This is a genomic window from Enterobacter sp. DTU_2021_1002640_1_SI_PRY_ASU_LCPMC_013, from assembly GCF_032389435.1.
GTDB classification, from domain to species: Bacteria; Pseudomonadota; Gammaproteobacteria; order Enterobacterales; family Enterobacteriaceae; genus Enterobacter; species Enterobacter hormaechei_C.
Map to the genome: position 1 here is coordinate 56,782 of NZ_CP135594.1, position 22,449 is coordinate 79,230.

The window sequence follows — 22,449 nt, forward strand, 5'->3', positions numbered from 1 at the left end:
GATGCTGCATATGCTGGACACTAACATCGTAAGCCATCTGGTGAGGCAGCATCCTGAAGTAGTAAACCGATATTCGCAAATTACGCCTGAAAAGATGTGTATTTCAAGCGTAACGGAAGCTGAATTGCTTTACGGCGTAGCCAAAAAGCAAAACAACAAGCTGCACGAAACCATAATGGAATTTCTTAAAACCATCACTATCTGCGCCTGGGATAGCGAAGCCGCAGCTACCTACGGTGAACTGCGTGCGGCAATGGAAAAGAAAGGGAAAGTGATGGGGGATCTCGATCAGTTGATTGCCGCACATGCTATCAGCCGGGGCACGACGATTGTCACGAACGATCATGCGTTCGGGATGGTACAGGATCTTACGGTTGAGGACTGGACTCAATAAATCAATAAGAAGCGACCTTTCTACATGAACAGGTCGCCTTCAAAAAAATAAACAACTTTTACTTAATATTAAGATTCGCGCTTGGCTTCGACTGATATCTCTCCAAGCTCGAAGATTAACTCCGCAGGAGATACTCTCATTGTTTCCTCAACTGCAATTGCTCGCGCCTTACGAATTGCTTCATCTCCACCTATGATTGGTATACCTTCGCACCAAGTTAATCTGATTTGTCCACGTTTTGAATTTGTTGAAGGCGTCGTTATGCTGTAACCTTGCTCTCCATTAGGCACTACCTTTAACCTCCATTTCATCCCATTTGCTGTAAATGCAATATCTATACGATCTCCTTTTTTGAGTCGAGCTTTTGACATTATATCCTCAGGGATATTTATATTCATAAAGCGTACCTGTTGATCATTAATGCGACGGCATGTTTGTGATATACTTAATTTGTTACTGTATGGTTGCCGCCCTCCTTTTCTTCCTCGCTTTTTCACTACATCACATATAGAAATAAAATCATTGATGCCTTGATCTTTCATTTCAACTTCCTTAAGCCAATTTAACTGTTTCATAATGAATTTTCAAATGAGGTGTTCGATGCGTAGATTAATTTAAATGGGCGCAAAAAGATTGAGTTATATCAATTTGCTATCTAGTATTGCTATTTTTGATCAGAGTGCTCTTTGATCTATTTGTGTATCGAATTTATATGCGACATTTTATTTTTTCGCTAAATTATTATATTTGCTTTTTATTCATTGGCTTTTTGTGTGTTTTGTTATTTATTCATGCTGGCAATTTGTTTGGCTGTTCTGTGCTTTTCATATAACTTAACCGTCTTACTGATTCCTTTTCGTTTTTTAGCCTGCCGTCTCGTTGTCGATATAGTCTTCAAAACGTCTATCAAAAGGAACTGTCTCGTGAAATTTCGAATGGGTGCGCTTCTCCTGACCGGCCTGCTGCTCGCGGGCTGTGACCAGGGCGGCAATAATGCCAGACACATTAAAGTCGGCGTGATTAATGGCGCTGAGCAGGACGTGGCGGAAGTCGCCAAAAAGGTGGCAAAGGAGAAATACGGTCTGGATGTTGAGCTGGTGGGCTTTAGCGGCTCGCTGCTACCCAACGATGCCACCAACCAGGGCGAACTGGACGCCAACGTCTTCCAGCATCGCCCGTTCCTCGCAGAAGATAACAAGGCGCACGGCTACAGGCTGGTTGCAGTTGCCAACACCTTCGTTTTCCCTATGGCCGGCTACTCCCGCAAGATTAAAGCGGTGTCTGAGCTGAAGGACGGCGCAACCGTTGCCATCCCTAATGACCCAACCAACCTCGGCCGCGCGCTGCTGCTGCTGCAAAAAGAGAAGCTGGTTACCCTCAAGCCAGACGTTGGCCTGCTGCCAACGGCGCTGGATATCACGGCAAACCCGAAGAACCTGAAGATTATGGAGCTTGAAGGCGCGCAGCTGCCGCGCGTGCTGGACGACCCGAAAGTGGATGTCGCCATCATCAGCACCACCTATCTCCAGCAAACCGGGCTGTCTCCGGTACACGACAGCATCTTTATCGAAGACAAAAACTCACCCTACGTGAATATTGTGGTCACGCGTGAAGAGAACAAAGACGCCGAAAACGTGAAGGAATTTATCCAGTCCTATCAGTCGCCGGAAGTGGCGAAAGCGGCGGAGACCATTTTTAACGGTGGCGCGGTGCCGGGCTGGTAAGCCCCGATAAAAAGGCCAGCGCTCCGCTGGCCGTCAAAGCGTTACGCGGGCATCGGTTCGGCTTTCGGGCCACAGAAAACCCTGACCAGACTGTGCGCCGGACGCGCGGGCGCGCGCCAGATCCCGCGAGTTTTCGATGCCTTCTATAAGAATTGATTGCGCGATACCTGCCCTGACCTCCTGTACAAACGGGGCAAGCGGCGCGCGCTCGCGCAGCGCTGAGCGGTCAATTTTCACCCCATCCAGCGGCAGCGCAAGCCGCGCGAACGCCTCCGCCAACTCCCGGGTTAAATCGTCCAGCCAGATTTGCCATCCCGCCTCTTTTAACCGAACAAGCGTGGCATGAAGGCGACGTTGCTCATCCTCGCTCAGCCGTGTGATGGTGAGGGGATCCTGAATTTCAATCGTTAACCGCTGCTGATGGCGTAACGCCAGCAACAACTGAATAGCGCGTTCGTCGAGAAGGTGTTCTGCCGGAAGGTTTAGCCAGTAAGCGTCCCGGGCAGGTATCTGTAACAGGGTGTTGGCCTGCCAGAAGAAGATTTGCAGCGCGCTGCGCGAGGGCAGCGAGGCAAACAGCACCTCAAGATTGACGTTATGGATCTCCACGAGAACTTCATGCGCGAACACCTGGCCCGAATGAAGATCGACAAGAGGCTGGAATCGCAGCCCTGAGATACGTTGCAACAAGGGAGAGGGAAGAACGGTATACATGGAACAGCCTTCAGGAAATGAAAAAAGGTTCCCGCGGACACGGGAACAAAAGGCAAACGACACACGGTCAAATTCTTAATTCAGGATCCAGCGAATGCTCTGGTAAAACGAGGGACCACGCACGGCCTTAAGCTTGTTCATGGCGTTGTTCTTATAAAAGTAAACCAGCCTGACGTTACACCCCAGCTGACGGGCGATTTGCTTGGTTTTGAGATTGCAGGAATAGCCGCGCAATACGCTGGCCTCCTCGCTGGACAGCCTCGCCGGGGTGCGTAAGCGGGTCGTCATGCCTACGTTGTAACGGCCAGACTCTTGCGGCGTCTGGCTCATCAGTATTTGCCACAGCGCTTTGATATCCCCCAGGGAGACTCTTTTGCTGATGACTCCATCAACATGTTTGAATTTCAAATAGCCGGCGGATAACGAATAGATATAGATCTTCGCCGTCACTTGTTTCTGTTTAATACAGAGAATGTCGTCATTCGTCGTCACCCGGAAATGACGCGTATTCAACGGATCATAAATGATGATATCAAAGAGTTGTTCACTCATAGCAAGTTCTTCGATATGGGTAAATCCATGGAAAATAACGTCGTGTTTTTCATCAGGCTCACGCTTTCCAAGCGATTGCAGGCCAATCATCGTGAATTCGCAGCTGTCAACAACGGCAACGTGAATTGTTTTTTTATTTTGCATTGGCATTCTCCTTTCGCTGAGTAAACAGTCCATATAAGAGAAAATGGCGGTTCGCACTCTCTTATTAAAAGAATAGCGAGCACTTTTTTAAATAACGCGATGCGATGGCATCAATGTAAGCCAATACAAACCGTCGAGTAAAGCTGAAGCCAATTATTAGCGGAAGATAAAATTGAAAAATGGTTTTAATGGTATATGCAATTGTTTTAATCTTCTAATAATATTCATGCCAGATTTTTATTCTGTAAATGAGCGGATAATAAGCATCAGAAGGTTGATTAATGGGGTTAATCCACCGCCTTTTCAGTGATTTACTGCTGTTTCTGTAAGAAAAATTGTGATCGTGGCAGGGTTATCGACAGGGCTTTATCTGCGAGGGGAAACGGCGTGCAGAATAAAATAGAATTTTTTCTATGAATTTAATGTCCTTGTTCAGATTTTTAAGCCTGAGAAGGATAAAATCCTGGCGCGAAGAGGTTGTGAGTGGTGAGTACATAAACTATTATCATTTTCCTCCGGTCACGAGAATTTAGAAAAGACATGAATAATACTGAACGTATCGTAAGGGTAATGGTGTTTTACAAAATAAATATATTTAAAGAGATAATATTCCGGGCGCTCCAGGATCTTTTACCCGATTACATACTGAACATTACTCAGGTCGATTCCACAGAACAGGCGCTGGCGGCGGTGGCGGATAATAACGTGGATGTTTTCTTCACTGAATTTAATTATCTGCTTAATCATAAAGAGTGGAGTGCGGAGGTCAGCAGCCGTTTTACATCTTTATGTAAAACCCATCACGTCAGGCGTGTTCTGTTGGTGCCCGAGCTGCCTTACGGGCTGTTAAAAAAAGTTCTGGAGATGAAATTTGAATTAACCATCAGTCAGCAGGATGAATTGACTGAACTGAAAAAGGAATTACCCGCGTTGCTCATGGCGGACGGGCAAAAACCGTCGATCTCTTCGTGGCTCAGGCGGGTAATGCGGTCCGGCTCCCGGGCGCGTTCCATCCTCTCGGCCAGAGAGTGGGAGGTGCTCCATCTTATCGTGGAAGGATTTTCAACGACGGAGATTGCCCGTCATCGAAACCGTTCGGTCAGTACCATTGCGACACAGAAACACAATGCAATGAAAAAGCTGAATCTTTCCAACCACAGCGAACTGATTAAGTATGTGCAAGCGGTTGGAAAGATGGAGGAATAGTTCACATCAGGGATAGATAATATTCAGCGTAGCCGATGTATTGATCTTACCCTGGCTCACCTGGGCGGGCGCCCACACGTAATAGTACGCCGCCATCGGAAGGGTGAAATGTTCGTCCAGCGCCGCGCCAGCCGCCACGCTGAAAATCATCGTGGCGTTGCCACGGCTGGTGGTTGAGGTAGAGAAGGTCACCGGCGTTTGCGGGGCGTCACGTTTTATCAGGCGGAGCCCCACGCCCTGCGCCGCGCTACTGCTGCTGTCGATCAGCACCGAGCTGTCGGTTGAGAGCAGCTGCGTGCTGGACAGAAACATCTCAATTGCCCGATCGGAATTGCCATTAACCCCGACGTTCTGACAGCTCATGTTCAGTGAAAAAGGCGTCAGCCCCGGCTGTGAGGATGCACTGAGCTGGGGAATGCCGAGCGTCGGCAGCGCCACGGTCAGCCCCGCATTATCAAAGGAACAGGTAGTCAGTTTCGGCGCGTATTTGATGATCATCGGTTGACCAAACATATCTCGGTTGTCGTAAGGCCACTTGAACCCGCTGAATAACCACTGCGCTATCTTGATGACCTGATTGATTGGCCAGGTGATGATTTCCCAGATGGATAACCCGCTCATGTCGCTGACGAACAGAACGTCGCTCATGTTCGCCGTATCCCCCGTCAGGGTGGTACCGCTCTGGTTAACGAGGGTGAAGCGAACCGTAAACGGTGTGTTCAGCTCAGACGCCGTATGGCTACCGCTGGCAGACAGGGTTTTATTGGCCGGGGGATCGGTGATCTCCGCCCGCACCATATACTTGTTATTGCTGAACCCGAGGATGGTCGCGTATTTGCTGTCGGTCGAGAGGATCGGCGTGTAAGAAAATTCACTGTTACCCGTCGTACAGTTGAACGAGCCGCTGTACTGGGTGCTGAAGCTGCCGGTCCATGTGGGCGTGGCCGGGCTCAGCTTATCCGATAAATCAATGGTAATCGGTGTGCCATAAACGATGCTGCTGCCGGAGCAGGTGGCATAGCTCATCCCGCTAATGCTGGTGAGGAGCAGGAACATGAATGATCGTAACATTTTGATAATCCGTAATTAATGGCAAACCGATGAGGGGCTGTTCAGCCCCCAGGCCGGGGAGGAGATTTCGCACTTTCCGCCGCGGAGATGCACGTTGAGCGCGCGTGGCGGCTGTTCAGCACGGATATACAGTACGCTGGCCTGGCCGACATACCCGACAGATCCACCGTGTTCATCCAGCACTTCAGTGCCAAAGGGCAGCGGTTTGCCGTCGGTGCGCGTCGCATGAAGTACCCATGACTGGCGCTTATCGGTGTCGAAGCGGATATAACTCACCGCCCCGTCGTAAGGAGCCACGTTAGCCATATTGCCGATCACCTCCGCGCCAGCGCTGTTTTCCGTTTCGGTTAACGTAATGGCGTTTTTGCGATACGGGGTGGCGTAAGGGACCAGCGCCACGCCATCGCGGTTCGTCATAATGCTTTCATCGCCGTTCACCATCAGTCCCTCCGCCTTTGGCGCATCGACGATAGTCATGGTTGTGCCGGTTTCGTTTGAGGCGAGAACGTGCCACGGGTAGGCCACCAGGCTTCCGCGCCCGCTGAGCCCGGTCTGGCGGTAGTCGGAGGATTCGCTGTAAGAGCCACCGAGTGTCGCGAAGTTCGAACGGTACGCGGCGTTAACGCTTGCCGCATTTTTACCCCCACGCGCATTACTGCCGGAGAGGGTATAGCTCAGGCGGTTCGACGCCAGCGCGTTCCCGCTCATGCTGATATTGCTCTGTTCGTAATGCGAATCGCTGGCTGTCAGGCTGGAGGTGATCCACGCATTATTATCAAACAGCGAGAACGGCAGGCTGAGGGAGAGGTAAAGGCGCGTCTCTTCTTCACTGTCCCTGTTCCGTACCCGGCTGGCCGACAGGGTATAGCTGGCGCGGCCGATGGCGTTGGAATAGCCCATCTGATACTCGCGCGTGGTTTGCTGTGAGTTCCAGTAATCGCGCTGTGTGCCGGAGACAAACACCGTGCCCCAGTTATTGAGCAGGCGCTGATTAAGGTTAAGCGTAAAGGTATTCTTGGGCTGCGCCGCGCGCAGGGCGTCCCAGGTGCTTAGCGACATGTCGGGCGCAACGCCAAACCGATCTTCATAGTCGTCGTACTGCGCTCTCAGGCGCTGATACCCTTCGCGCGAATAGAGCGCGTCGCTGAAGCTGTAATAGCCTTTAGTGGAATAGCGATAGGCCGCCAGGGTGAAGTTGGTGGCGGTTGTATCGATAAATTTGCTGTACGACACGCGATAACTCTGACCGCTGCTGGTGCGATCCTGTAGGGTGGTTTTGGCGTGGGTGACATCAAACGAAACCGCGCCAAACGGAAGGTTCCACCCGGTACCGACAAGCCCGGCCTGGTAGTTATCGCTAATAATCGTCCCGGTATACCCGGTGATGAGGTTATTAAACCCGTAGCGCAGCGTGGCCTGCATGAATGCGGGTTCGGCATCGAGCGTGTTCTGATGCACTTTACCCGCCACTACGCTGTACTGGCTCACCCCTTCTTTTAGCATCCCGGGCACGGCGGAAAACGGCACCGTGAAGGACTGCTGTGAACCGTCCGCTTCACGCACCACCACCAGCAAATCGCCCGCGGAGCCGGTAGGCTGAATGCTGTCGAGGGTAAACTGGCCCGGCGGCACGTTCTCCTGATAGATCACGTTGCCATTCTGGATAACTTTCACCAGGGCGTTCGTCCTTGCCACGCCGTGAACCACCGGTGAAAAACCCTGCTGTGAATTTGGGCGCATCTTCATGTCCGACGCCAGCGACACGCCGCGCACGCGCAGGGAATCAAACAGATCGCCAGGAATATAAAAGTCACCCAGCGTCAGGTTGGATTTCAGCGAGGCCAGGGGACGGCGCAGGTAGCGGGTATTATTCTGCCAGCTACTCTCTCCGCTGGCGGTTTTCCGCCAGGCGCTGCTGTCGCGAAACTGCCAGCCGAACAGGTTGGCGCCGGAATCCAGCCCGGCATAAAAATCATCATTTGTGTCTTTCGCAGTGCCTTTCGCGCGGGTGTTATACCAGGTCGTGTTCCACGAGAGCATCAGCGCCGGTATCCCCTCGTCCCAGAACTGGGGGGCAATGTAACCTTCTTCAGTACGCAGCACGGCCGCCTGCGGAACGGTAAGCGCCAGACTCAGGGTGCTGGTATCGGTTTTGACTTCACCGCCCTGAACCAGATCGCACAGCTGGACCTGCCCGTGCGCAATGGCGGGCGCAGGCACGGACGTGGTGTTGATGCCAAGCGACCGGGCATCTTTCCAGGCAAGGCGGATGTCGTCACGCTGTTCGCCGTAGATGACGGTATAACGTCCCTTCCAGCTGCCGTTTACGTAGATATCCATCTCCTGACTGCCGGCAGGCATGGCGTTGTTTTCGGAAAAGCGAGACAGATCGGACTCACCGGATGCGCCAGCAAGCAGGGAGGGATCAAACGAGACGGCCCCTGATTTATGCGAAAGCAGAAGCGTGCAGACTGCCAGCAGACAGAGTCTGTTTTGTTTCATTTTCATGGTGAGTCTTTCCGATCACTGACTGGTGAAAGTCCGGGTTTTATACGCGCCAAGATCGTCCACATACATCAGCTGGAAGGTCTGTCCGCGCTTAACCGTATTTTTGGCGGCGACCGTCAGCTGCCCAAACGGGGAAACCATCGGGGACTCCTGGAGCAATTTCGTTTTACCCAGCGAAATATTGGCGACCGTAATATGGAACGGACTGTTATTTGTAATGCGAAAGCGATCGCCGTCGGCGGCGAGCGTCAGTTTCGCCACCGCGTCATCCAGCGTGCCTTTCAGCGCAGCGGGCCGATAAAAAAGTTTGATACGGGATTTAATCGCCAGCTGAACGGTATTCTGGTTTTGCAGATTTTCAGGTCTGGGCGGAATGTCGAGAACATTCAGGAAAAAGACGGATTCGCGATCCGCAGGCAAGCTGGACGGCAGCTTTTTAATACGAAGCTGTTGACCATTATGTTCGTTAACCTTTATCACCGGCGGCGACAACAGAAACGGCACATTGGCTGTTTCCGGCGTGGAATTAATATCACCGTCATCTATCCAGGATTGTACCAGAGCCGGCGCATCGCCCGTATTCATTAACTGGACGATCACCTCTTTGTTATTTTCAGGATAAAGGACACGGGTGCCATTAATGACAATATTGGCCCATGAGTGACCCGTGCTTAGCAGTAAGCCTGCCAGCAAAATTGCCTTGCGCATGATTGCAACCTTAAATACAGGCTCTGCGAAAACAGAGCCTGTATAATCACTATTACAGGTAGGAAATGGTATACGTTACGTTGGAGCTTAACTCGCCCACGGTGGCGGCAGCGGCGTTTGTTTTATAGTAATAAACGTCCAGCGTCAGCGTTTCGGAATCTGGCGCGGTCGCTGTACCCATAATATTTGTCGTGTAAGGCTGGTTCAGGGTAATAGGCGTAGACGAACCTGGCTCCACTAACGCAAAGCCGACATTACGTGCCACGCTGGCATCGCTTTCGTTCACGCTGTTATTCAGCAGGTATTTACCGTCAGTGGAAATATTATCCGCGCTGGAGAAATACACTTTCAGCGGGGTACCGGTCGTTCCGGCTGCTGGTGAACAACCAGAGAATGTCAGCGCAATAGATTTTTTATTTCGGGTGATCAGGCCAACCGTGGTGCCCGCATCTTTTACCGAAATAGGGGAAAGCGCAACGGTAAAGTCCGCGCTTTTACCGCCGTTAATGGTACAGGTTGTATCGGTAATAGCGCCGGTAAAGTTAATGATACCACCCGCCGAATTGTCTGCGGCCACTGCGCTGGTAGAGGCAATAGCGGCGGCCAGCAGTGATACGGTCATGATCGATTTGAACATGATAAACTCCATGAAGATTTGTGTTATTTAAAAGAATGTTAATCGGCTACACATGTCCCTGATGTACCGGCTAGACGCATGGCGACTCGGGATAATGCTTTGACGATATTATGTTGCACTAAAAAAGTACATAACAAAACATTATTCCAATAACTTCTAAAGTTTAAGATTATAATCTTGTCAGTATGTTTTTTTTAATGTTTTAACCTAAATGCGTTGGTTCGAAGATTTTTATTAATGCTTTAATAATCGTTAATTAATGAAGCTTTATGAATTCATCCCTCAATTAATATCACGCGACTTGACCACACAAACTTTAGACTTATTATTGCCTGGCAAATGCACAAAAATTTAACAATGGCGTAATAATAACATGAAGTATCTCATTGATCTTACAATGCTTTATGAAGTCGACACCGGTATGATCATGATTAATGGAGAGGAAGAGTCATCCATTAAGTTATCTAACCAGGCGGGTCGTCTGCTTTATGAACTTATCATCAATAATGGTAAAACACTCGACAGAGACGACCTGATAAAGAAGGTCTGGGAGGATCATGGTTTCTCTGGTTCTTCGGTAAGTCTGAATGTTGCCATAAGTGAAATCAGAAAAGCATTTCGTACATTAGGATGCGACCCTTTACTGATAAAAACGATACGTGGCAAGGGATTTAGCCTTGCCGCGCATATTGAACACCACACGGTCAGGCCGCCGGTTATTTCAACGCTTAGCGAAGAATCTGCCTCTGAAGCATTCGATACGCTAGCGCATAAGAAAGATGCCGATCCGCCTAAACAAATAATATCGCTGCACAGACTCTTTATCTCTCTCTGCACGTTATTACTGATTATTGTTACTGGGACCGCTGTTTTACTGTTGCACCAACGGGATTCCTATGCCGAGAGCCTGAAAGATTCTGATATGCATCTGCTCGGTAAAGTGGACAGGTGTACGATATACCTGATCGATAAGAATATGTATCAGCCGCGACAGCACTACTTTAATCACGTAAAAGAGGTCATCGCCAGTCAACATATCGACTGTCAACATCAGGTTGCAGATGCTTACTATTCCAGGTTTAAAAAGTCGCAGATAGAAAATTATTTCCTGGCCATCTGTTATCAGCAGGACAGTATCGACGATTATAAGAACTGCATTTCTTACAGAAGCCTGACCGGGAGTTAAAATATGTCAAGGACTAAAATGAGTGTACTGTTCAGTATCGTACTGGCGCTGTCTGTCATCGCGTTGTTATGGGTCTATTTTACCAGAACGCAGGATGAGGGGTTTGGCTGCCAGTCAGATACCATTTCCTGGAAAACCTATTCCACGGGTGAGTCAACCGATATGTCGCTAACCACGCTTTTCCTGTTTAACAACAAAGATGTTGTGACGGTTATTCATAAAGGCGTACTCAAGAAAGAGGGCAAAAGCTACCTGATTGACAGAAATTACACGCTCAGCGTGGAAAAGGTCGACGGCAGCAATATCTTTTATATTAAGGATAAAAAGCTGAATAAATCTGAAGATGATGCGGCGCCGGATGGCGTTGTAAACGAAATGTTACTTGATAATATCAACTTCTTCTATATTACCAGCGTAAAAAAACATGCGTGGTTAATTAAGGGGCTGGTGTTGCCTGTAATGATGTGTGTGGCTGTCCCGACGTCCTGATATTTCTCTTTATTGAAAAATCGATATTTATCTATTACTCGGGAAATTGAGTAATTTACTCAATACGTAACAATAAGATACGAGAAATTTATTTATATTTTTATTGTTACTCTCCGTCGAGTGAATTTTTCTGTATTGCCTCGTTATTTTGCGGCTGTCTATACTCCGCCTCGAAAAAGGGGCTCCCCTTTTTATACACGTGGATTCTTTTTTGAAGGACTAAATAAATGAACAAACTGAACGCTATCGTTCTGGGCTCCCTGCTGTCTGTTTCTGCCCTGAGCGCAGTTAATGCAGCTGAAACGACGGCTTCTGCCACCTGGCAGGCAACCGCGACCAAAGACAGCGAATCCGATCTGGTTGTTACGCCAACGCGTGCTTTGAACTTCGTTTACAGCGCCAATACCAAATCTTTCAACACCGATACCGGTCTGTTTGATGTGGCTATCCGTGGCGATCACTCTACGGCGACCAGCTTCAAACTCGAAGCTATCCTCGACGATTCAAACAACACGCTGTTCAGCGTGGGTGGTGAAGCGACCAGGCTGAAAGTGGGTGCGCGTTGGGGCGGTAACGACCTGGGCTCTATCGGTGGCACCGTGGGGGCGAAATCGACCGCATGGACCACGCTGGTTGATTCTTCTTCTAACACCGGCGTCTCTTCTGGCCTGTGGAACCTGACCACCAGCGCAGGCGCGGCGGCAGATACCGAAATTACCGGCCAGGACAAATTCGTCTTCTACGTTGACTCCGCTCAGGACAACGCGGGTACTGCGAAAGAGTTCAAAGACCTGACCAACAGCCTGTGGGAAGGGACCGTGTCTGTTGCGTTCCGCGCAACCTGGGGCTAAGGCCTGATCGATCCAGGGGCGCAAGCCCCTGTTTAGGGAAATAGCATGTTTAACCTCAAATCCACCTTCTTATTTTTATTATTTATCTCTTCCTCCGCGCTGGCCATTAATGTGGGAAAAGTCACCACCATTATTTCTGCGGATGCTGACTCCACCGCCAAGGAAATAAAAAACGAAGCAGACAGCGTGCGTATTGTTTCTGTTCGCGCACAGCGGATCAGCAGCCCAATGGATGAAGGGATCGTCATTAATCCGGAGAAAGTGGACGAACTGTTGCTGACGCCCACGCGCATGGTAATGCCCGCCGGTACCAGCAATATCGTCAAATTTTACTATCACGGGAACGCCGATAACAAAGAGCGTTACTACCGCATTACCTTCACGGATGAAGGGGTAAGCGAAGAGGTGGACAGCGGTTCGCCAAAAAACGGCACCGGGATGACGCGTGCGGTGGTGAGCACCATTCTGGTGGTTCAGCCCCGGGATAAGAAGATTGATTTCGTCTATGTGGCGGGAAAAATAACCAATAAAGGGAACACCTCGTTTCGCGTCAATGCGACCGGGACCTGCCTGAAGCCGAATCCGGAATCCCCCGGCACGCCGTGTAGCAAAAACTTCTACCTGATGCCAGAGACCTCGCGCGCTATCGAGGATATCAACGTTACGGATAACCATTTTCATCTCGGAATATGGGACCTGAAACAGTTCATTCCTGTTAAGTAAGGATGCATGGTGAAAAATAAATTAGTGTTGCCGGTGATGATGGCTTGCGCATCCGGCACGCTGCCCGCGCTTGCGCATGCAGCCTCAAGCTCCGTGGTTATCGCTAATTACCGTTTTCCCGACTCGCTTTATGCACTGCTGGAGCAGGGGATCAAAATTCCCGTCTATCTGGTGAATACGCGTCCACACTCAGCACAACAAGGGAACCACGAAGGCACGGCGAACGAATATGTTCGTATCGGTGACGTGACGCTCTTTGCAAAAGATCTGAAGCTGGGGCTGAGGGATGTTCAGGTCCAGGAGTCTGATAACGGCATTCGTCTGTCAAAAGAGATGCGGGCGTTACTGCAAAGCATTAACGATAAGCAGTTTGATGACCAGATGCGTATTCCGGTTAGCGCGGGTTCGGCGTTCGAACTGGATCAGAAAAAAATGCGCCTGTTGCTGAATCTTTCGCAGAGTGACTACGGGGTGAATATTCGCCCGCGTGAGGTGGACATTGATGCGCCGGAGTCTGACGACCTGAGCGGCACGTTCTCCTACAACCTCGGAGCGTATCACACCGAGAGCGGCTACGGTGACAGCTGGTCGTCGGGCTATCTGAACGCGAGAAACTGGATCTCAATGGGCGTCGATCATGTCCTGATCGACGGCTCTGGCTACGTCAACGAGAACAGCAGCGATACCCAGATGAACGCGGTTATGTGGGAGCGCGACTATCAGGGGATGCGCTACGCCGCGGGCATGCTGAACGGCTGGGCGATGCAGTCTCTGGCGAGCGTCAGCGGGATTTCCGGCGGTGAAGTCTACGGCGTTTCCATGGGCAACCAGGCCAACTCCCGCAAGCGCGATAACACGCTCTCTCTGACGCCGGTGGTGGTCTATTTTCCCACGGCGGGCGAGGCCCGTATTCGTCGTGACGGGCAGCTTATCGGCATTCAGCGCTTTGACGTCGGCAACCATGAAATTGACACCAGCAGCCTGCCCTACGGGATCTACAGCGTCGAAGTTGAAGTGGTGAGCGGAAGCCGCACCGTGTCGCGCAGCATGTACACCGTAAATAAACCGTTCTCCAGCAACGTGTCGGAAACGCTGCGCTGGCAGATGTGGGGAGGGATGTATAGCCGCGATAAATCCGTCGTCAATTATAAAAAATACGCGAAACGCAAAAACGAGCAGGATAACACCTACTACTACGATTACGACACCAAACATAAAGACACCATGTCGCTGGTGGGAGCCTCGTTCAGCAAGCGCAGCGGGATGGTCGACTGGAACGCCTCTACCTACATGATGCGGGAACACATCGTCAGCGAGCTGTGGGCCTCCCTGAACCTGACGGGCTATTTCTCGGTGAATACCCAGACCATGGCCGCCTCCGACGGAACGTATCGCGCCAACTATGGGGCGAATCTCAGCCTGCCGTGGCAGATCGGCTCGGTGTGGTACTCCCATGAACAGCTCTCCAGCGGCAAGTTCCTGGATATCTATGAGAGCAAGGGCAACACCTGGGGCGCCTCCTTTAGCCTGCCGTCATTCGGCCTGCCCTCGGCAGGCAACCTGAGCCTGATGCGTCAGGAAGACGACCTCTATCGCTATAAACGCTATCAGCTGGACTACTCCCAGGGGTTATACGCCGGTCGCTACGGTACGGCGCGCCTGCGGGTGGGGATGTCGCGCAACAAATACGACGGGTATTACGAAGAGAAAGATCGTTACGTAATGCTCGATTTCGCCATACCGCTCGGCAATACCGTGTCGGTTGGCGTTTCCCACAATCGCGATACCGGCACGGCGTTGAACGTCAGCGCCAGCCGCCAGTTTGAGGGCGATTACCTGAAATCGGCTACCGCCAACGTCTCGAAAGCCTTTAACAGCCGCCAGGATCGCAGCGTAAGCGGCGGCGGCAGCGTGAACTTCGACACGCCGTGGAACAGCAACATCCTCAGCGTCCAGAGCGGCATGAGTAAAGGCTGGAACTCCACGCTGACCAGTGACGGCAGCGTGGGCTGGTCCAAAGAGGCCATCGCCGCCGGGAAAGGCACCGAAAGCGCAGGGGTGATTGTCAGTACCGGTCTCAAATCTGATGAAGCGCTGACCCTGAAGCTTAACGGCCGGGCAGAACGCATCAAAGGGGATAAAACCTGGCTGTCGCTGCCGGCATACCAGGCTTATGACCTGGAAGTGATGAACAGTGAAACCGGTACGGAAAGCTATGAGATTGGCGCGAATGCGCGTCGCCATATCACGGTTTATCCGGGTAATACCGTGGTGATGAAGCCGCAGGTGAAGAAAATCGTCACCCTGTTTGGTCGTCTTGTGGATGCAAACGGGGCCCCGGTTGGCGCCATGCAGATCAAAAACCACGTCGGGCTGACCCGGACGGAAAACGACGGACGCTTCGTGATCGACGTTGATAAGAACAACCCTGTCCTGAGTATCGCCACGCCGGACGACAGCGTCTGCGAAGTGCGCCTGGACATCGAGTCTAACCGCGGTGCGCTGTGGCTCGGGGACATCTCCTGCGACAAAGGCGATTTCGTCTGGCAGGAAGCAAAAGGAACGCAGGAACGTGACGATGAAAAAGATATTCGCTCTTAATTTACTGCTGATGAGCGCGGCGGCCCAGGCGCAGGAGCTGCCCTATTTAGCCATTAATAACCCGGACAATAACGGTACGGGAAACAGCGCGGGGCTGTTTAGTCTGAACAGCACGTCGACCGCGTTTTTACACGGTTCGCGCGAGTGGCCGACCCTGAGTGCGAAAACGAATAACGGTATCGCCACTTACATCCCGGACAACAGCTACAGCGGTCCGGCAGGCAGCGCGCTGACCATCGACTTTTCGGTGACCGGTTCCAGTGCCTCTCCGTTCTTTAAAGGGACGGCGTGTTCCTCGTCCTGCGGCAACACGGGGTACACCCCGACGACCAGCTATACCGACACGTCGATGGTGGTTAAGCCGCCGGTGATGGAGCCCGGCACGTCATACGGGCGCTGGGTACTGGGCGATCCGTTCTTTAACTATCTGCTCAACGCCGCGCCAGGGGATGAAGTGACCATCACCTCCACGCCGCAAATCAGCTCTATCAACAAAGTGACCACCACCAATACGCTTCACAAGGTGGGCACGCTGACCATGACCAACGCCAGGGCGCTTAACCTGGGGATTGACCCGATCAGCGGTGAGGTGACGATTGTCGATGGATCAACGGGGGCCACCTGCACCAAATACACCCGCAACACGGTCTCTGGCGTCCTGTGCGACCTGCTCGAATACACGTTTGTTGGGGAGGATATCTCCGGTTACAACGGGGGGCTGGCGCTCACCTCTTCCCGCGTCAACAGCGTTCTGCAATCGCACATGAGCGGCGGCACCGGGCTTGCCGCCGAGCTGACCTTCGATGAAAACACCTGGTACAGTATCTCCGGCGGTATCCTGAGCGATACGCGTGTCCTGGCGAACACCTTCCTTGCAGCGCCGCAGAAAAACGGCGGCAAAGCGTCCCTTAAAATCTTTTTGCCGAAAGCGTTAATTCTGAGCGTGGCGCAGGCGGGGGACGGCAGCAACATTGGCAATATCGTCAGCCTGTGTCTGACGCCCGGCAACAGCTCGCTGGCGGCGGATTTCTGCTTCCAGCCGGGGGGCGGCCTGGTGATTAACCCTATCGAGCCCGGGCTGGAGATTGTGCCAGACAACCCGGATTACACCCTAGATCCTGACGGTCTGGGCGGCTCCGGGAAAGGTATTATCGGCGAAGCGCCCATTGAGATCCCCTACACCATCACCTACAGCGGGGCGCAAAAAGATGCGGCGATTGCGGTCACGGTAAAAGTAACCGGGCCTACCCAAAGCCTGAATGGGGTGGACTACTGCGCCTTTAGCGGCAACGGTTTCACGGTTCCCATTCCGGGCAACGTGCTGGTGGGGAAAAGCCAGACGCTGATGGCGCACAACTGTAAAGGCGAAGTACTGTCGATCCCGGCACCGGCCACCCATGCGGAAGAGTGGGACAAAATGAGTTCCGGCGTGACCGATATGTGGCTCTGGAAAACACCGCTGGTCCTCCAGTTCGTTATGGATAATCCGGTATCGAAAACCACCTATGACGGAAATAGCTGGTTTGGCGAAGTGACCGCGCAGGGAAGAATAGATGTTAGCGCATCCTGGAATTAATCAACCATGACTGGAAAATTCCTGGCTATTTTTGCAATAAATTGCTTCATTTCCACAGGGGCAAATGCTTTAATTATCGAAAGTCTGAATATTGATTTTCTTCCCGAAAGAGAAGTTGTTTTTCAGCCGATAAAAAACGATACCAGCGAACGTCAGAATTATACCGTTTCGCTTATTCAGGTAGACGTTCCTAAAGAGAAGGGAAAAGAAACCGAAATAAAAGATGGCGAAGTCATGTATTCGCCTAAGCAATTAACGCTGGGGAGCGGTGAACGCGCGGGTTTTAAATTTTATTATACCGGCCCGCATGACAACAAAGAGCGATACTATCGCGTAAAATTCACCGAGACGCCGCTCCAGGCAAAGGTTGTCACGCGCAAAGGCCAGCGCATCCAATCGGATGTGGTGGTCTCGCTTGAGGCTATTTTGATTGTCCGTCCATGGACACGACATTTTGATTATGCGTTTAGCAACGGGGTGGTGAGTAATACCGGGAATACCTATTTTAAATATGTTTCCTCGGTCGGGTGCAGTACGCAATACAACAATTCAAAATATATTCCGCCGGGGCAACGGCTGGAAATAGATAATGCCGGGCAGGCTGCAAGGCGGATGATTATTTATGGCAATAAAATTATTCCGCTTACCACCTGCCCGTAGCAACCGCTTTCCTTCATAAAAGGAAATTAGCCTTTAGCATCATGCTAAAGATCCATCACTACAGGAGATAAAAATGAAAGCGATTTCATTCGTAGAAGCGAAAGACATTATCGGTGGCGCGTTAAACCCGTTCGCTGGTCTGGTTAAAGGTGCACAGCTGGGTTACGACACCGGCGCAAGCATCATGGGCATGGTTGGCGGTGTGGTTGGCGGAATTCTGGGTGGCGCAATGGGCTTCCTGGGTGCGCTGGTTGGTAGCTACAACTAATTCACGTTAACAGGAAAAGACTCATGCAAGTTATCGATTTCAAAAAAGCACAGGCCATCATCGGTGGTTGGGATCCGTTTGCTGCTGCTATTCAGGGCGCAAGCGCGGGCTATAACGCGGGCAGCCAGATGTTAGGCGCGCTGGGCGGCACCATCGGCGGCGTGTTCGGCCTGGTGGGCGGCTTCATCGGCGGTTTCTTCAGCGCCTAAGCGAGAAGCACGTTGTACGCATGGCCCGCATTGCCGGGCCATTTTTTTATTTCAGCCACGGATCATTATGTTTTCGCTCTTTCAGTATAAAAAACAGGGTAAGACCCCTGTTATTCGCCAGCATGAATTTACCGAATGTGGACTGGCCTGCCTGGCGATGGTGTTGGGGCACTACGACCACCATGTCTCCGTCAGCCAGCTGCGCCGGGAGATTTCCGTTTCCGCCGATGCGGGAACCTCAATGGCGGAATTGATGACCCTTGCCAGCGATAAAAATATGTCTGGCCGGGTGCTTAAAGGCGAAATCACTGAAATAGAAACGTCTGAGCTGCCGCTCATCGCCTTCTGGCGCGGCAACCATTTCGTGGTCATCGTGAAGATCGACAGCCGCAGCGTGACCGTTCACGACCCCGCCAGCGGCGTGCGTCGTTACCGTCTGAAAGAGGCGGAAAAACTCTTTTCCGGCTATGTTCTTGAGCTTAAGCCCACGCCGTGCTTCGAAAAGAAATCCCCGGATGAAAAGCTCACGCTTGGCCGGTTAGCCAATAAATCCCCGAGCCTGTTCCAGCGCCAGCTGCTGCTGTTTGTGCTCTGTATTTTTACCCTCATCACCATGCTGGCAAGCCCCACCTACGTGCAGCTGATTATGGATGAGGCCATTTCCCGCAGCGACAGCGATCTGGTGATCCTGCTCACCGCGATCTTCGCTATCGTCTTTATCTTTGAAGTCATCGGTAAATTCCTCAAGCAGCTGCTTGAGATCCTGATGCGTAACATTGCCTATGACGATTTAAGCCAGTCCGTGCGCCACTACATGCTGCGCACCCAGACCAGCTGGTTCCGCTCGCGCCCGCCGGGCATCGTGCTGGCTATTGAGAAATCGCTCCACGCCTGCGCGGAGTTCATCAGCAATGGTTACGTGCAAATTCTCTTTTCCAGCCTGATCGCCGTCACCAGCCTGCTGTTTATGCTGCTGTATAACGTCAAAATTGCGCTGCTGACGATGCTGCTGATGGGCGTGTTTTTCCTGATCCGCTTTTCGCTGATCGGCCCCTATCAACGCGCGGTGGATGACTCCATCGAGCGCACCGCCCAGTATGAATCCCTGCTGGTGGAGACGCAGAAAGGGATCATTACGCTCAAAGCGAACAATATGGAGCAGGCCCGGGATGCGGTGATGGATAAATCCCAGCGCGAACACATCGCCGGGCTGATGCGTAAAGAGCGGCTGCTGGCCCGCTTTGACGTGGCTTCGCTGCTGGTGATCAATGCCGAGCAGCTGCTGGTGGTCTGCTTTGGCGCGTGGCTGATCCTGGAAGGGCAGATGAGCATCGGGATGCTTTACGCCTATATCAGCTATAAGCGCTATTTTTCCGATGCCATGGTGCAGGTGGCGCAGAAGCTGCTGGACAAAAATGCCCTCAAGGGGCCGCTGGATCGCGTGGGCGACCTGCTGTTTGCCCCCTCTGAAACCAGCCAGTTTGGGAAGCGGATTGTCACCTCGCCGGTCTGTCTGCAATTTGAGGATGTCTCATTTGCCTATCCTGGCCGGGAGGCCACGCTACAGCATATCAATATGACCCTGAAGCAGGGCGAAGAAGCGGTGATTGTGGGCCAGAGCGGGTCGGGAAAAACCACGCTGCTGCGTCTGATCTCCGGCATGCTGCTGGCATCGTCTGGCACGCTGCGGATCAATAAGATCCCCATTGAGGAGTGCGATCTTTCCTCGCTGCGTCAGCACATCCGCATCGTCCATGCGGACGATATTCTCTTCACCGGCTCGATTCTGGACAACATCGCCTGCTTTGACAGCGCACCGGATAAAGAGCAGGTCATTGCCGCGTGTCGGCTGGCGGAGGTGGACCACGTCGTCGCCCGGCTGCCGCACGGCTACGAAACGGAGATGCTGCCGGGGAATACCTTTTTCTCTGCCGGGGAGATGCAGCGTCTGGTTCTGGCGCGCGCCCTGTACAGCCAGCCTAAGCTTCTGCTGTGCGACGAAGTGACGGCGAACCTGGATAAAACGACCGCGCAGAAAGTGCTGGCGAACCTGCGTAGCCTGGGGATTGGCCTGGTGTTTGTTACCCACTCGCCGGACGTGGTGGGCTGCCAGGGGCGTCTCTATACCATGGAAAACGGCACCCTGCGGGAGAGTGAGCAATGATGTTTCTGCCGCGTCTCTATGCGCGCCTGTGCGCGCGCCAGGCCGGGCGCACGCTGCTGGCAAACCGGATCACGCAAAACTACAGCCAGTTTATGCGCTGCCCGGAGGCCGATGTCCCGGCTGATTTTCTGCATCAGAACGCCCATGAGCTGAGCGGGTTTAACTTCGTGGAGCAGATCTTCCCGCCCGCGCTTTGGGCGCGCAACGTCCGCTTCGATCTGCACGCGTACGTGGCGCAGTGGACGCAGGAGCAGGCGTTTTACAGTTCATCTCGCACCCTGCTTCTGGGAATGCGCTGGGCGGGCTTTGGTCTGATCGTGGATGCGCTGCTCGCCACCGCGCCAGCCGATGTGCGCTTTCAGTTTATTACCCGTCACCCTGCGCTGCATAAGCTAATGGCCGCGCACGAAGGCCGACGCGCCAGCTCGTTTTTCGCCCCTCACCGCCTGGTGACGGTGCTGCTGATGGACGAACGCCTGCCGGATGCGCCGCTGTTCTCCACCCAGGCAGGGGATCAAAAGGCGTGGTTAACGGATGTCTCAACGCGGTTTTTATCGCGCTATGGCTACAGCGTCCGAACGCTGCTGCCGATCTGTTCGCTGCACGCGGCGGAGTTTGGGCTGGAGAGTCAGGCGTATGCGCCAGAGGATTACCGTCAGGCCGCCGCCGACACGCTGAACGCGCTGCGCAAAACCCCCACGCTCTGGAGTGCATGGGACGATCTTTCAGTGATTTATCATGGATGACATATCGTGAAATTAAAAAACCGAAGCCGACAGCGGCGGGCGCTGATCCCGCATCATTTCTCAAAAAGCTATCACATCAACGCGCCACGGCTGAAAGCCGTGCTGACCTTGTTCATCACCTTTTTTCTCTGCCTGCTGGTCTTTGCGATTGTCTTTAACTTTTCGGAAACCACCCTGGCGCGCGGGGTGCTGATCCCGGCGCAGGGCGATGTGGAAGTCCGCGCCAGAGAGTCCGGTACGCTTGTGGATTTTGCCGTACGGCCAGGTCAGTACGTGAAGGAAAACGATCCGCTGTTCACCGTGTCACAGGACTATGGCGGCAAGCAGGGCTCGGTGGTGCAGTTTGACCGCCAGCAGATGGAAGCGGAGAAGAAGCGCAGCGAGCAGCGCATCCAGGCCATTGAGGACTCGATTGCGTCGTATCGCAAAAATCTGGCGCAGCAGCTGGCTCTCACTGACAAGCAGATCGCCGTTTCCCGCGATAAGGTGAAGAAGCTGCGCGCGTTGTTAAAAAACAGCACCGACACCTACGAGGCGTGGAAATCCGTCTCCGGGAAGGGCTATGTATCCAAAGTGGATCTCGATAAAAGCCACAACGATGTGCTCAATGCGCAGCTCAACCTGACGCTGGAGGAGAGCACTATTCTTGAGCTTGAGGCACGAAAAACCAGCCTGACCGACAGCACCCAGTCGCAAATTGACTCTCTGAGCGAAGAGCAGCTGTATGTGAAAAACCGCATCAGCGAAATTGACCGCAACCTGTCCAGCCGGGGAAGTTCCACCATGGCGATGCTGGCCCCTTCCGACGGTTACGTGGTGGCGATTAACTTCCCGCCTGGCCGGGCCATTACGCAAAATAGCGAGGTGGTGGTGGTGATCCGTAAAAATACCGCGGCGACGATGGAGGGGTACCTGTATGTTCCGGCAACGGGGGTGGGGCGCGTGGCGAAAGGCGATAAGGTCAAGCTGCGCTTCGACTCCTGGCCCGTAGACAAATACGGTTCCGTGGAGGCGACGCTGTCCGATTTCTATGAGGTAAACATTGATGCCCATTCGGCGCTGATCCCGCTCCAGGAAGGGCAGAACTACTACCTGGCTAAAGTGCGCGTCCCCTCCTGGTTTACCGACCCGGACAAGAAAAAGCGCATGCTGATGGGCGGAATGACGGTGAACGCCGATATCGTTATCGATCGTAAGCCGCTTATCAATCTGCTGATTGCGCCGCTGGAAAGGGTGCGCAAGCGGTTTATCGATTGACCCGATTTCATCGACCATCGCCCTTTAGCCCACATTCTTAACGGCACCCTGGGGCTATTCT

General features: G+C 52.6%; 22 protein-coding genes. 15 read left to right on the forward strand and 7 right to left on the reverse strand.

The window, feature by feature from the left end; all coding sequences use genetic code 11:
- Position 1: 1 nt before the first annotated feature.
- Positions 2-394, forward strand: a complete 393-nt coding sequence (locus tag RS584_RS00275; protein WP_006812483.1) for a type II toxin-antitoxin system VapC family toxin — start codon at positions 2-4, stop codon at positions 392-394.
- Positions 395-462: 68 nt separating this feature from the next.
- On the opposite strand, the gene RS584_RS00280 is transcribed toward RS584_RS00275, so the two are convergent.
- Entirely contained in the window at positions 463-936 is a 474-nt protein-coding gene (locus RS584_RS00280) for a hypothetical protein (RefSeq protein WP_032674176.1), read from the reverse strand.
- 393 nt (positions 937-1,329) lie between these two features.
- Between RS584_RS00280 and nlpA the strand changes: the two genes are divergently transcribed.
- A complete protein-coding gene (gene nlpA, locus RS584_RS00285) occupies positions 1,330-2,118 on the forward strand; it encodes a lipoprotein NlpA (protein WP_315750043.1) in 789 nt (262 codons plus the stop codon).
- A gap of 33 nt (positions 2,119-2,151) precedes the next feature.
- On the opposite strand, the gene RS584_RS00290 is transcribed toward nlpA, so the two are convergent.
- Both RS584_RS00290 and RS584_RS00295 read right to left on the reverse strand, forming a co-directional pair.
- Complete coding sequence (locus RS584_RS00290) at positions 2,152-2,832, reverse strand: EAL domain-containing protein (RefSeq protein ID WP_315748746.1); 681 nt, start codon at positions 2,830-2,832, stop codon at positions 2,152-2,154.
- A gap of 75 nt (positions 2,833-2,907) precedes the next feature.
- A complete protein-coding gene (locus RS584_RS00295; RefSeq protein ID WP_015570093.1) occupies positions 2,908-3,528 on the reverse strand; it encodes a LuxR C-terminal-related transcriptional regulator in 621 nt (206 codons plus the stop codon).
- A 570-nt stretch (positions 3,529-4,098) separates the two neighbouring features.
- On the opposite strand from RS584_RS00295, the gene RS584_RS00300 reads away from it, so the two are divergent.
- Positions 4,099-4,734 (forward strand): LuxR C-terminal-related transcriptional regulator, encoded by a 636-nt coding sequence (locus RS584_RS00300; RefSeq protein WP_045356877.1) that lies wholly within the window; start codon positions 4,099-4,101, stop codon positions 4,732-4,734.
- 6 nt (positions 4,735-4,740) lie between these two features.
- On the opposite strand, the gene RS584_RS00305 is transcribed toward RS584_RS00300, so the two are convergent.
- Genes RS584_RS00305 through RS584_RS00320 form a run of 4 tightly spaced genes read right to left on the reverse strand, consistent with a single transcriptional unit; the run spans position 4,741 to position 9,658 of the window.
- Positions 4,741-5,805: a fimbrial protein gene (locus RS584_RS00305; protein ID WP_032103777.1), complete on the reverse strand. Its 1,065-nt coding sequence runs from the start codon at positions 5,803-5,805 to the stop codon at positions 4,741-4,743.
- Between the two features lie 15 nt (positions 5,806-5,820).
- Positions 5,821-8,313, reverse strand: coding sequence for a fimbria/pilus outer membrane usher protein (locus tag RS584_RS00310; protein ID WP_315748747.1), 2,493 nt, complete (start codon positions 8,311-8,313; stop codon positions 5,821-5,823).
- A 15-nt stretch (positions 8,314-8,328) separates the two neighbouring features.
- Positions 8,329-9,021, reverse strand: coding sequence for a molecular chaperone (locus RS584_RS00315; RefSeq protein WP_015570089.1), 693 nt, complete (start codon positions 9,019-9,021; stop codon positions 8,329-8,331).
- Positions 9,022-9,073: 52 nt separating this feature from the next.
- Positions 9,074-9,658 (reverse strand): fimbrial protein, encoded by a 585-nt coding sequence (locus tag RS584_RS00320; RefSeq protein ID WP_017383657.1) that lies wholly within the window; start codon positions 9,656-9,658, stop codon positions 9,074-9,076.
- A 373-nt stretch (positions 9,659-10,031) separates the two neighbouring features.
- On the opposite strand from RS584_RS00320, the gene RS584_RS00325 reads away from it, so the two are divergent.
- The 12 genes from RS584_RS00325 (at position 10,032) to RS584_RS00380 (ending at position 22,388) form a co-directional block, all read left to right on the forward strand.
- A complete protein-coding gene (locus tag RS584_RS00325; protein ID WP_015570087.1) occupies positions 10,032-10,844 on the forward strand; it encodes a transcriptional regulator in 813 nt (270 codons plus the stop codon).
- 18 nt (positions 10,845-10,862) lie between these two features.
- Entirely contained in the window at positions 10,863-11,333 is a 471-nt protein-coding gene (locus RS584_RS00330; RefSeq protein ID WP_017383656.1) for a hypothetical protein, read from the forward strand.
- A 227-nt stretch (positions 11,334-11,560) separates the two neighbouring features.
- On the forward strand, positions 11,561-12,184 hold the full coding sequence (locus RS584_RS00335; RefSeq protein WP_062938357.1) for a common pilus major fimbrillin subunit EcpA: 624 nt from the start codon (positions 11,561-11,563) through the stop codon (positions 12,182-12,184).
- Positions 12,185-12,229: 45 nt separating this feature from the next.
- Positions 12,230-12,907: a pilus assembly protein gene (locus RS584_RS00340; RefSeq protein WP_015570085.1), complete on the forward strand. Its 678-nt coding sequence runs from the start codon at positions 12,230-12,232 to the stop codon at positions 12,905-12,907.
- Between the two features lie 6 nt (positions 12,908-12,913).
- Entirely contained in the window at positions 12,914-15,508 is a 2,595-nt protein-coding gene (locus RS584_RS00345; RefSeq protein ID WP_015570084.1) for a CS1-pili formation C-terminal domain-containing protein, read from the forward strand.
- The gene (locus tag RS584_RS00350) at positions 15,486-17,084 is read left to right on the forward strand and encodes a hypothetical protein (RefSeq protein ID WP_015570083.1); all 1,599 of its coding nucleotides are present in this window, start codon (positions 15,486-15,488) and stop codon (positions 17,082-17,084) included. Before RS584_RS00345 ends, RS584_RS00350 begins: the two co-directional genes overlap by 23 nt.
- A gap of 6 nt (positions 17,085-17,090) precedes the next feature.
- Positions 17,091-17,744, forward strand: coding sequence for a hypothetical protein (locus RS584_RS00355; RefSeq protein WP_193042209.1), 654 nt, complete (start codon positions 17,091-17,093; stop codon positions 17,742-17,744).
- A gap of 73 nt (positions 17,745-17,817) precedes the next feature.
- Positions 17,818-18,012 carry a hypothetical protein gene (locus RS584_RS00360; protein WP_013094846.1) on the forward strand — a complete coding sequence of 65 codons (195 nt, stop codon included), beginning with the start codon at positions 17,818-17,820 and terminating at the stop codon, positions 18,010-18,012.
- Positions 18,013-18,035: 23 nt separating this feature from the next.
- Positions 18,036-18,221 carry a hypothetical protein gene (locus tag RS584_RS00365; protein ID WP_001196016.1) on the forward strand — a complete coding sequence of 62 codons (186 nt, stop codon included), beginning with the start codon at positions 18,036-18,038 and terminating at the stop codon, positions 18,219-18,221.
- Between the two features lie 67 nt (positions 18,222-18,288).
- Entirely contained in the window at positions 18,289-20,385 is a 2,097-nt protein-coding gene (locus tag RS584_RS00370; protein ID WP_017383654.1) for a peptidase domain-containing ABC transporter, read from the forward strand.
- On the forward strand, positions 20,382-21,131 hold the full coding sequence (locus RS584_RS00375) for a hypothetical protein (RefSeq protein WP_033487009.1): 750 nt from the start codon (positions 20,382-20,384) through the stop codon (positions 21,129-21,131). The genes RS584_RS00370 and RS584_RS00375 overlap by 4 nt, the downstream gene beginning before the upstream one ends.
- 6 nt (positions 21,132-21,137) lie before the next feature.
- On the forward strand, positions 21,138-22,388 hold the full coding sequence (locus RS584_RS00380) for an HlyD family secretion protein (protein ID WP_017693988.1): 1,251 nt from the start codon (positions 21,138-21,140) through the stop codon (positions 22,386-22,388).
- Positions 22,389-22,449 lie beyond the last annotated feature (61 nt).

Excerpts from the sequence above, each read along its gene's own strand:
- RS584_RS00325 (WP_015570087.1), top strand. The coding sequence starts at position 10,032 with ATGAAGTATCTCATTGATCTTACAATGCTTTATGAAGTCGACACCGGT.
- RS584_RS00300 (WP_045356877.1), top strand. The coding sequence starts at position 4,099 with ATGGTGTTTTACAAAATAAATATATTTAAAGAGATAATATTCCGGGCG.
- RS584_RS00370 (WP_017383654.1), top strand. The coding sequence starts at position 18,289 with ATGTTTTCGCTCTTTCAGTATAAAAAACAGGGTAAGACCCCTGTTATT.
- RS584_RS00360 (WP_013094846.1), top strand. The coding sequence starts at position 17,818 with ATGAAAGCGATTTCATTCGTAGAAGCGAAAGACATTATCGGTGGCGCG.
- RS584_RS00340 (WP_015570085.1), top strand. The coding sequence starts at position 12,230 with ATGTTTAACCTCAAATCCACCTTCTTATTTTTATTATTTATCTCTTCC.
- RS584_RS00345 (WP_015570084.1), top strand. The coding sequence starts at position 12,914 with ATGGTGAAAAATAAATTAGTGTTGCCGGTGATGATGGCTTGCGCATCC.
- nlpA (WP_315750043.1), top strand. The coding sequence starts at position 1,330 with ATGGGTGCGCTTCTCCTGACCGGCCTGCTGCTCGCGGGCTGTGACCAG.
- RS584_RS00320 (WP_017383657.1), bottom strand. The coding sequence starts at position 9,658 with ATGTTCAAATCGATCATGACCGTATCACTGCTGGCCGCCGCTATTGCC.
- RS584_RS00335 (WP_062938357.1), top strand. The coding sequence starts at position 11,561 with ATGAACAAACTGAACGCTATCGTTCTGGGCTCCCTGCTGTCTGTTTCT.
- RS584_RS00280 (WP_032674176.1), bottom strand. The coding sequence starts at position 936 with ATGAAAGATCAAGGCATCAATGATTTTATTTCTATATGTGATGTAGTG.
- RS584_RS00350 (WP_015570083.1), top strand. The coding sequence starts at position 15,486 with ATGAAAAAGATATTCGCTCTTAATTTACTGCTGATGAGCGCGGCGGCC.
- RS584_RS00365 (WP_001196016.1), top strand. The coding sequence starts at position 18,036 with ATGCAAGTTATCGATTTCAAAAAAGCACAGGCCATCATCGGTGGTTGG.
- RS584_RS00355 (WP_193042209.1), top strand. The coding sequence starts at position 17,091 with ATGACTGGAAAATTCCTGGCTATTTTTGCAATAAATTGCTTCATTTCC.
- RS584_RS00275 (WP_006812483.1), top strand. The coding sequence starts at position 2 with ATGCTGCATATGCTGGACACTAACATCGTAAGCCATCTGGTGAGGCAG.
- RS584_RS00295 (WP_015570093.1), bottom strand. The coding sequence starts at position 3,528 with ATGCAAAATAAAAAAACAATTCACGTTGCCGTTGTTGACAGCTGCGAA.
- RS584_RS00375 (WP_033487009.1), top strand. The coding sequence starts at position 20,382 with ATGATGTTTCTGCCGCGTCTCTATGCGCGCCTGTGCGCGCGCCAGGCC.
- RS584_RS00315 (WP_015570089.1), bottom strand. The coding sequence starts at position 9,021 with ATGCGCAAGGCAATTTTGCTGGCAGGCTTACTGCTAAGCACGGGTCAC.
- RS584_RS00305 (WP_032103777.1), bottom strand. The coding sequence starts at position 5,805 with ATGTTACGATCATTCATGTTCCTGCTCCTCACCAGCATTAGCGGGATG.
- RS584_RS00310 (WP_315748747.1), bottom strand. The coding sequence starts at position 8,313 with ATGAAAATGAAACAAAACAGACTCTGTCTGCTGGCAGTCTGCACGCTT.
- RS584_RS00290 (WP_315748746.1), bottom strand. The coding sequence starts at position 2,832 with ATGTATACCGTTCTTCCCTCTCCCTTGTTGCAACGTATCTCAGGGCTG.
- RS584_RS00330 (WP_017383656.1), top strand. The coding sequence starts at position 10,863 with ATGAGTGTACTGTTCAGTATCGTACTGGCGCTGTCTGTCATCGCGTTG.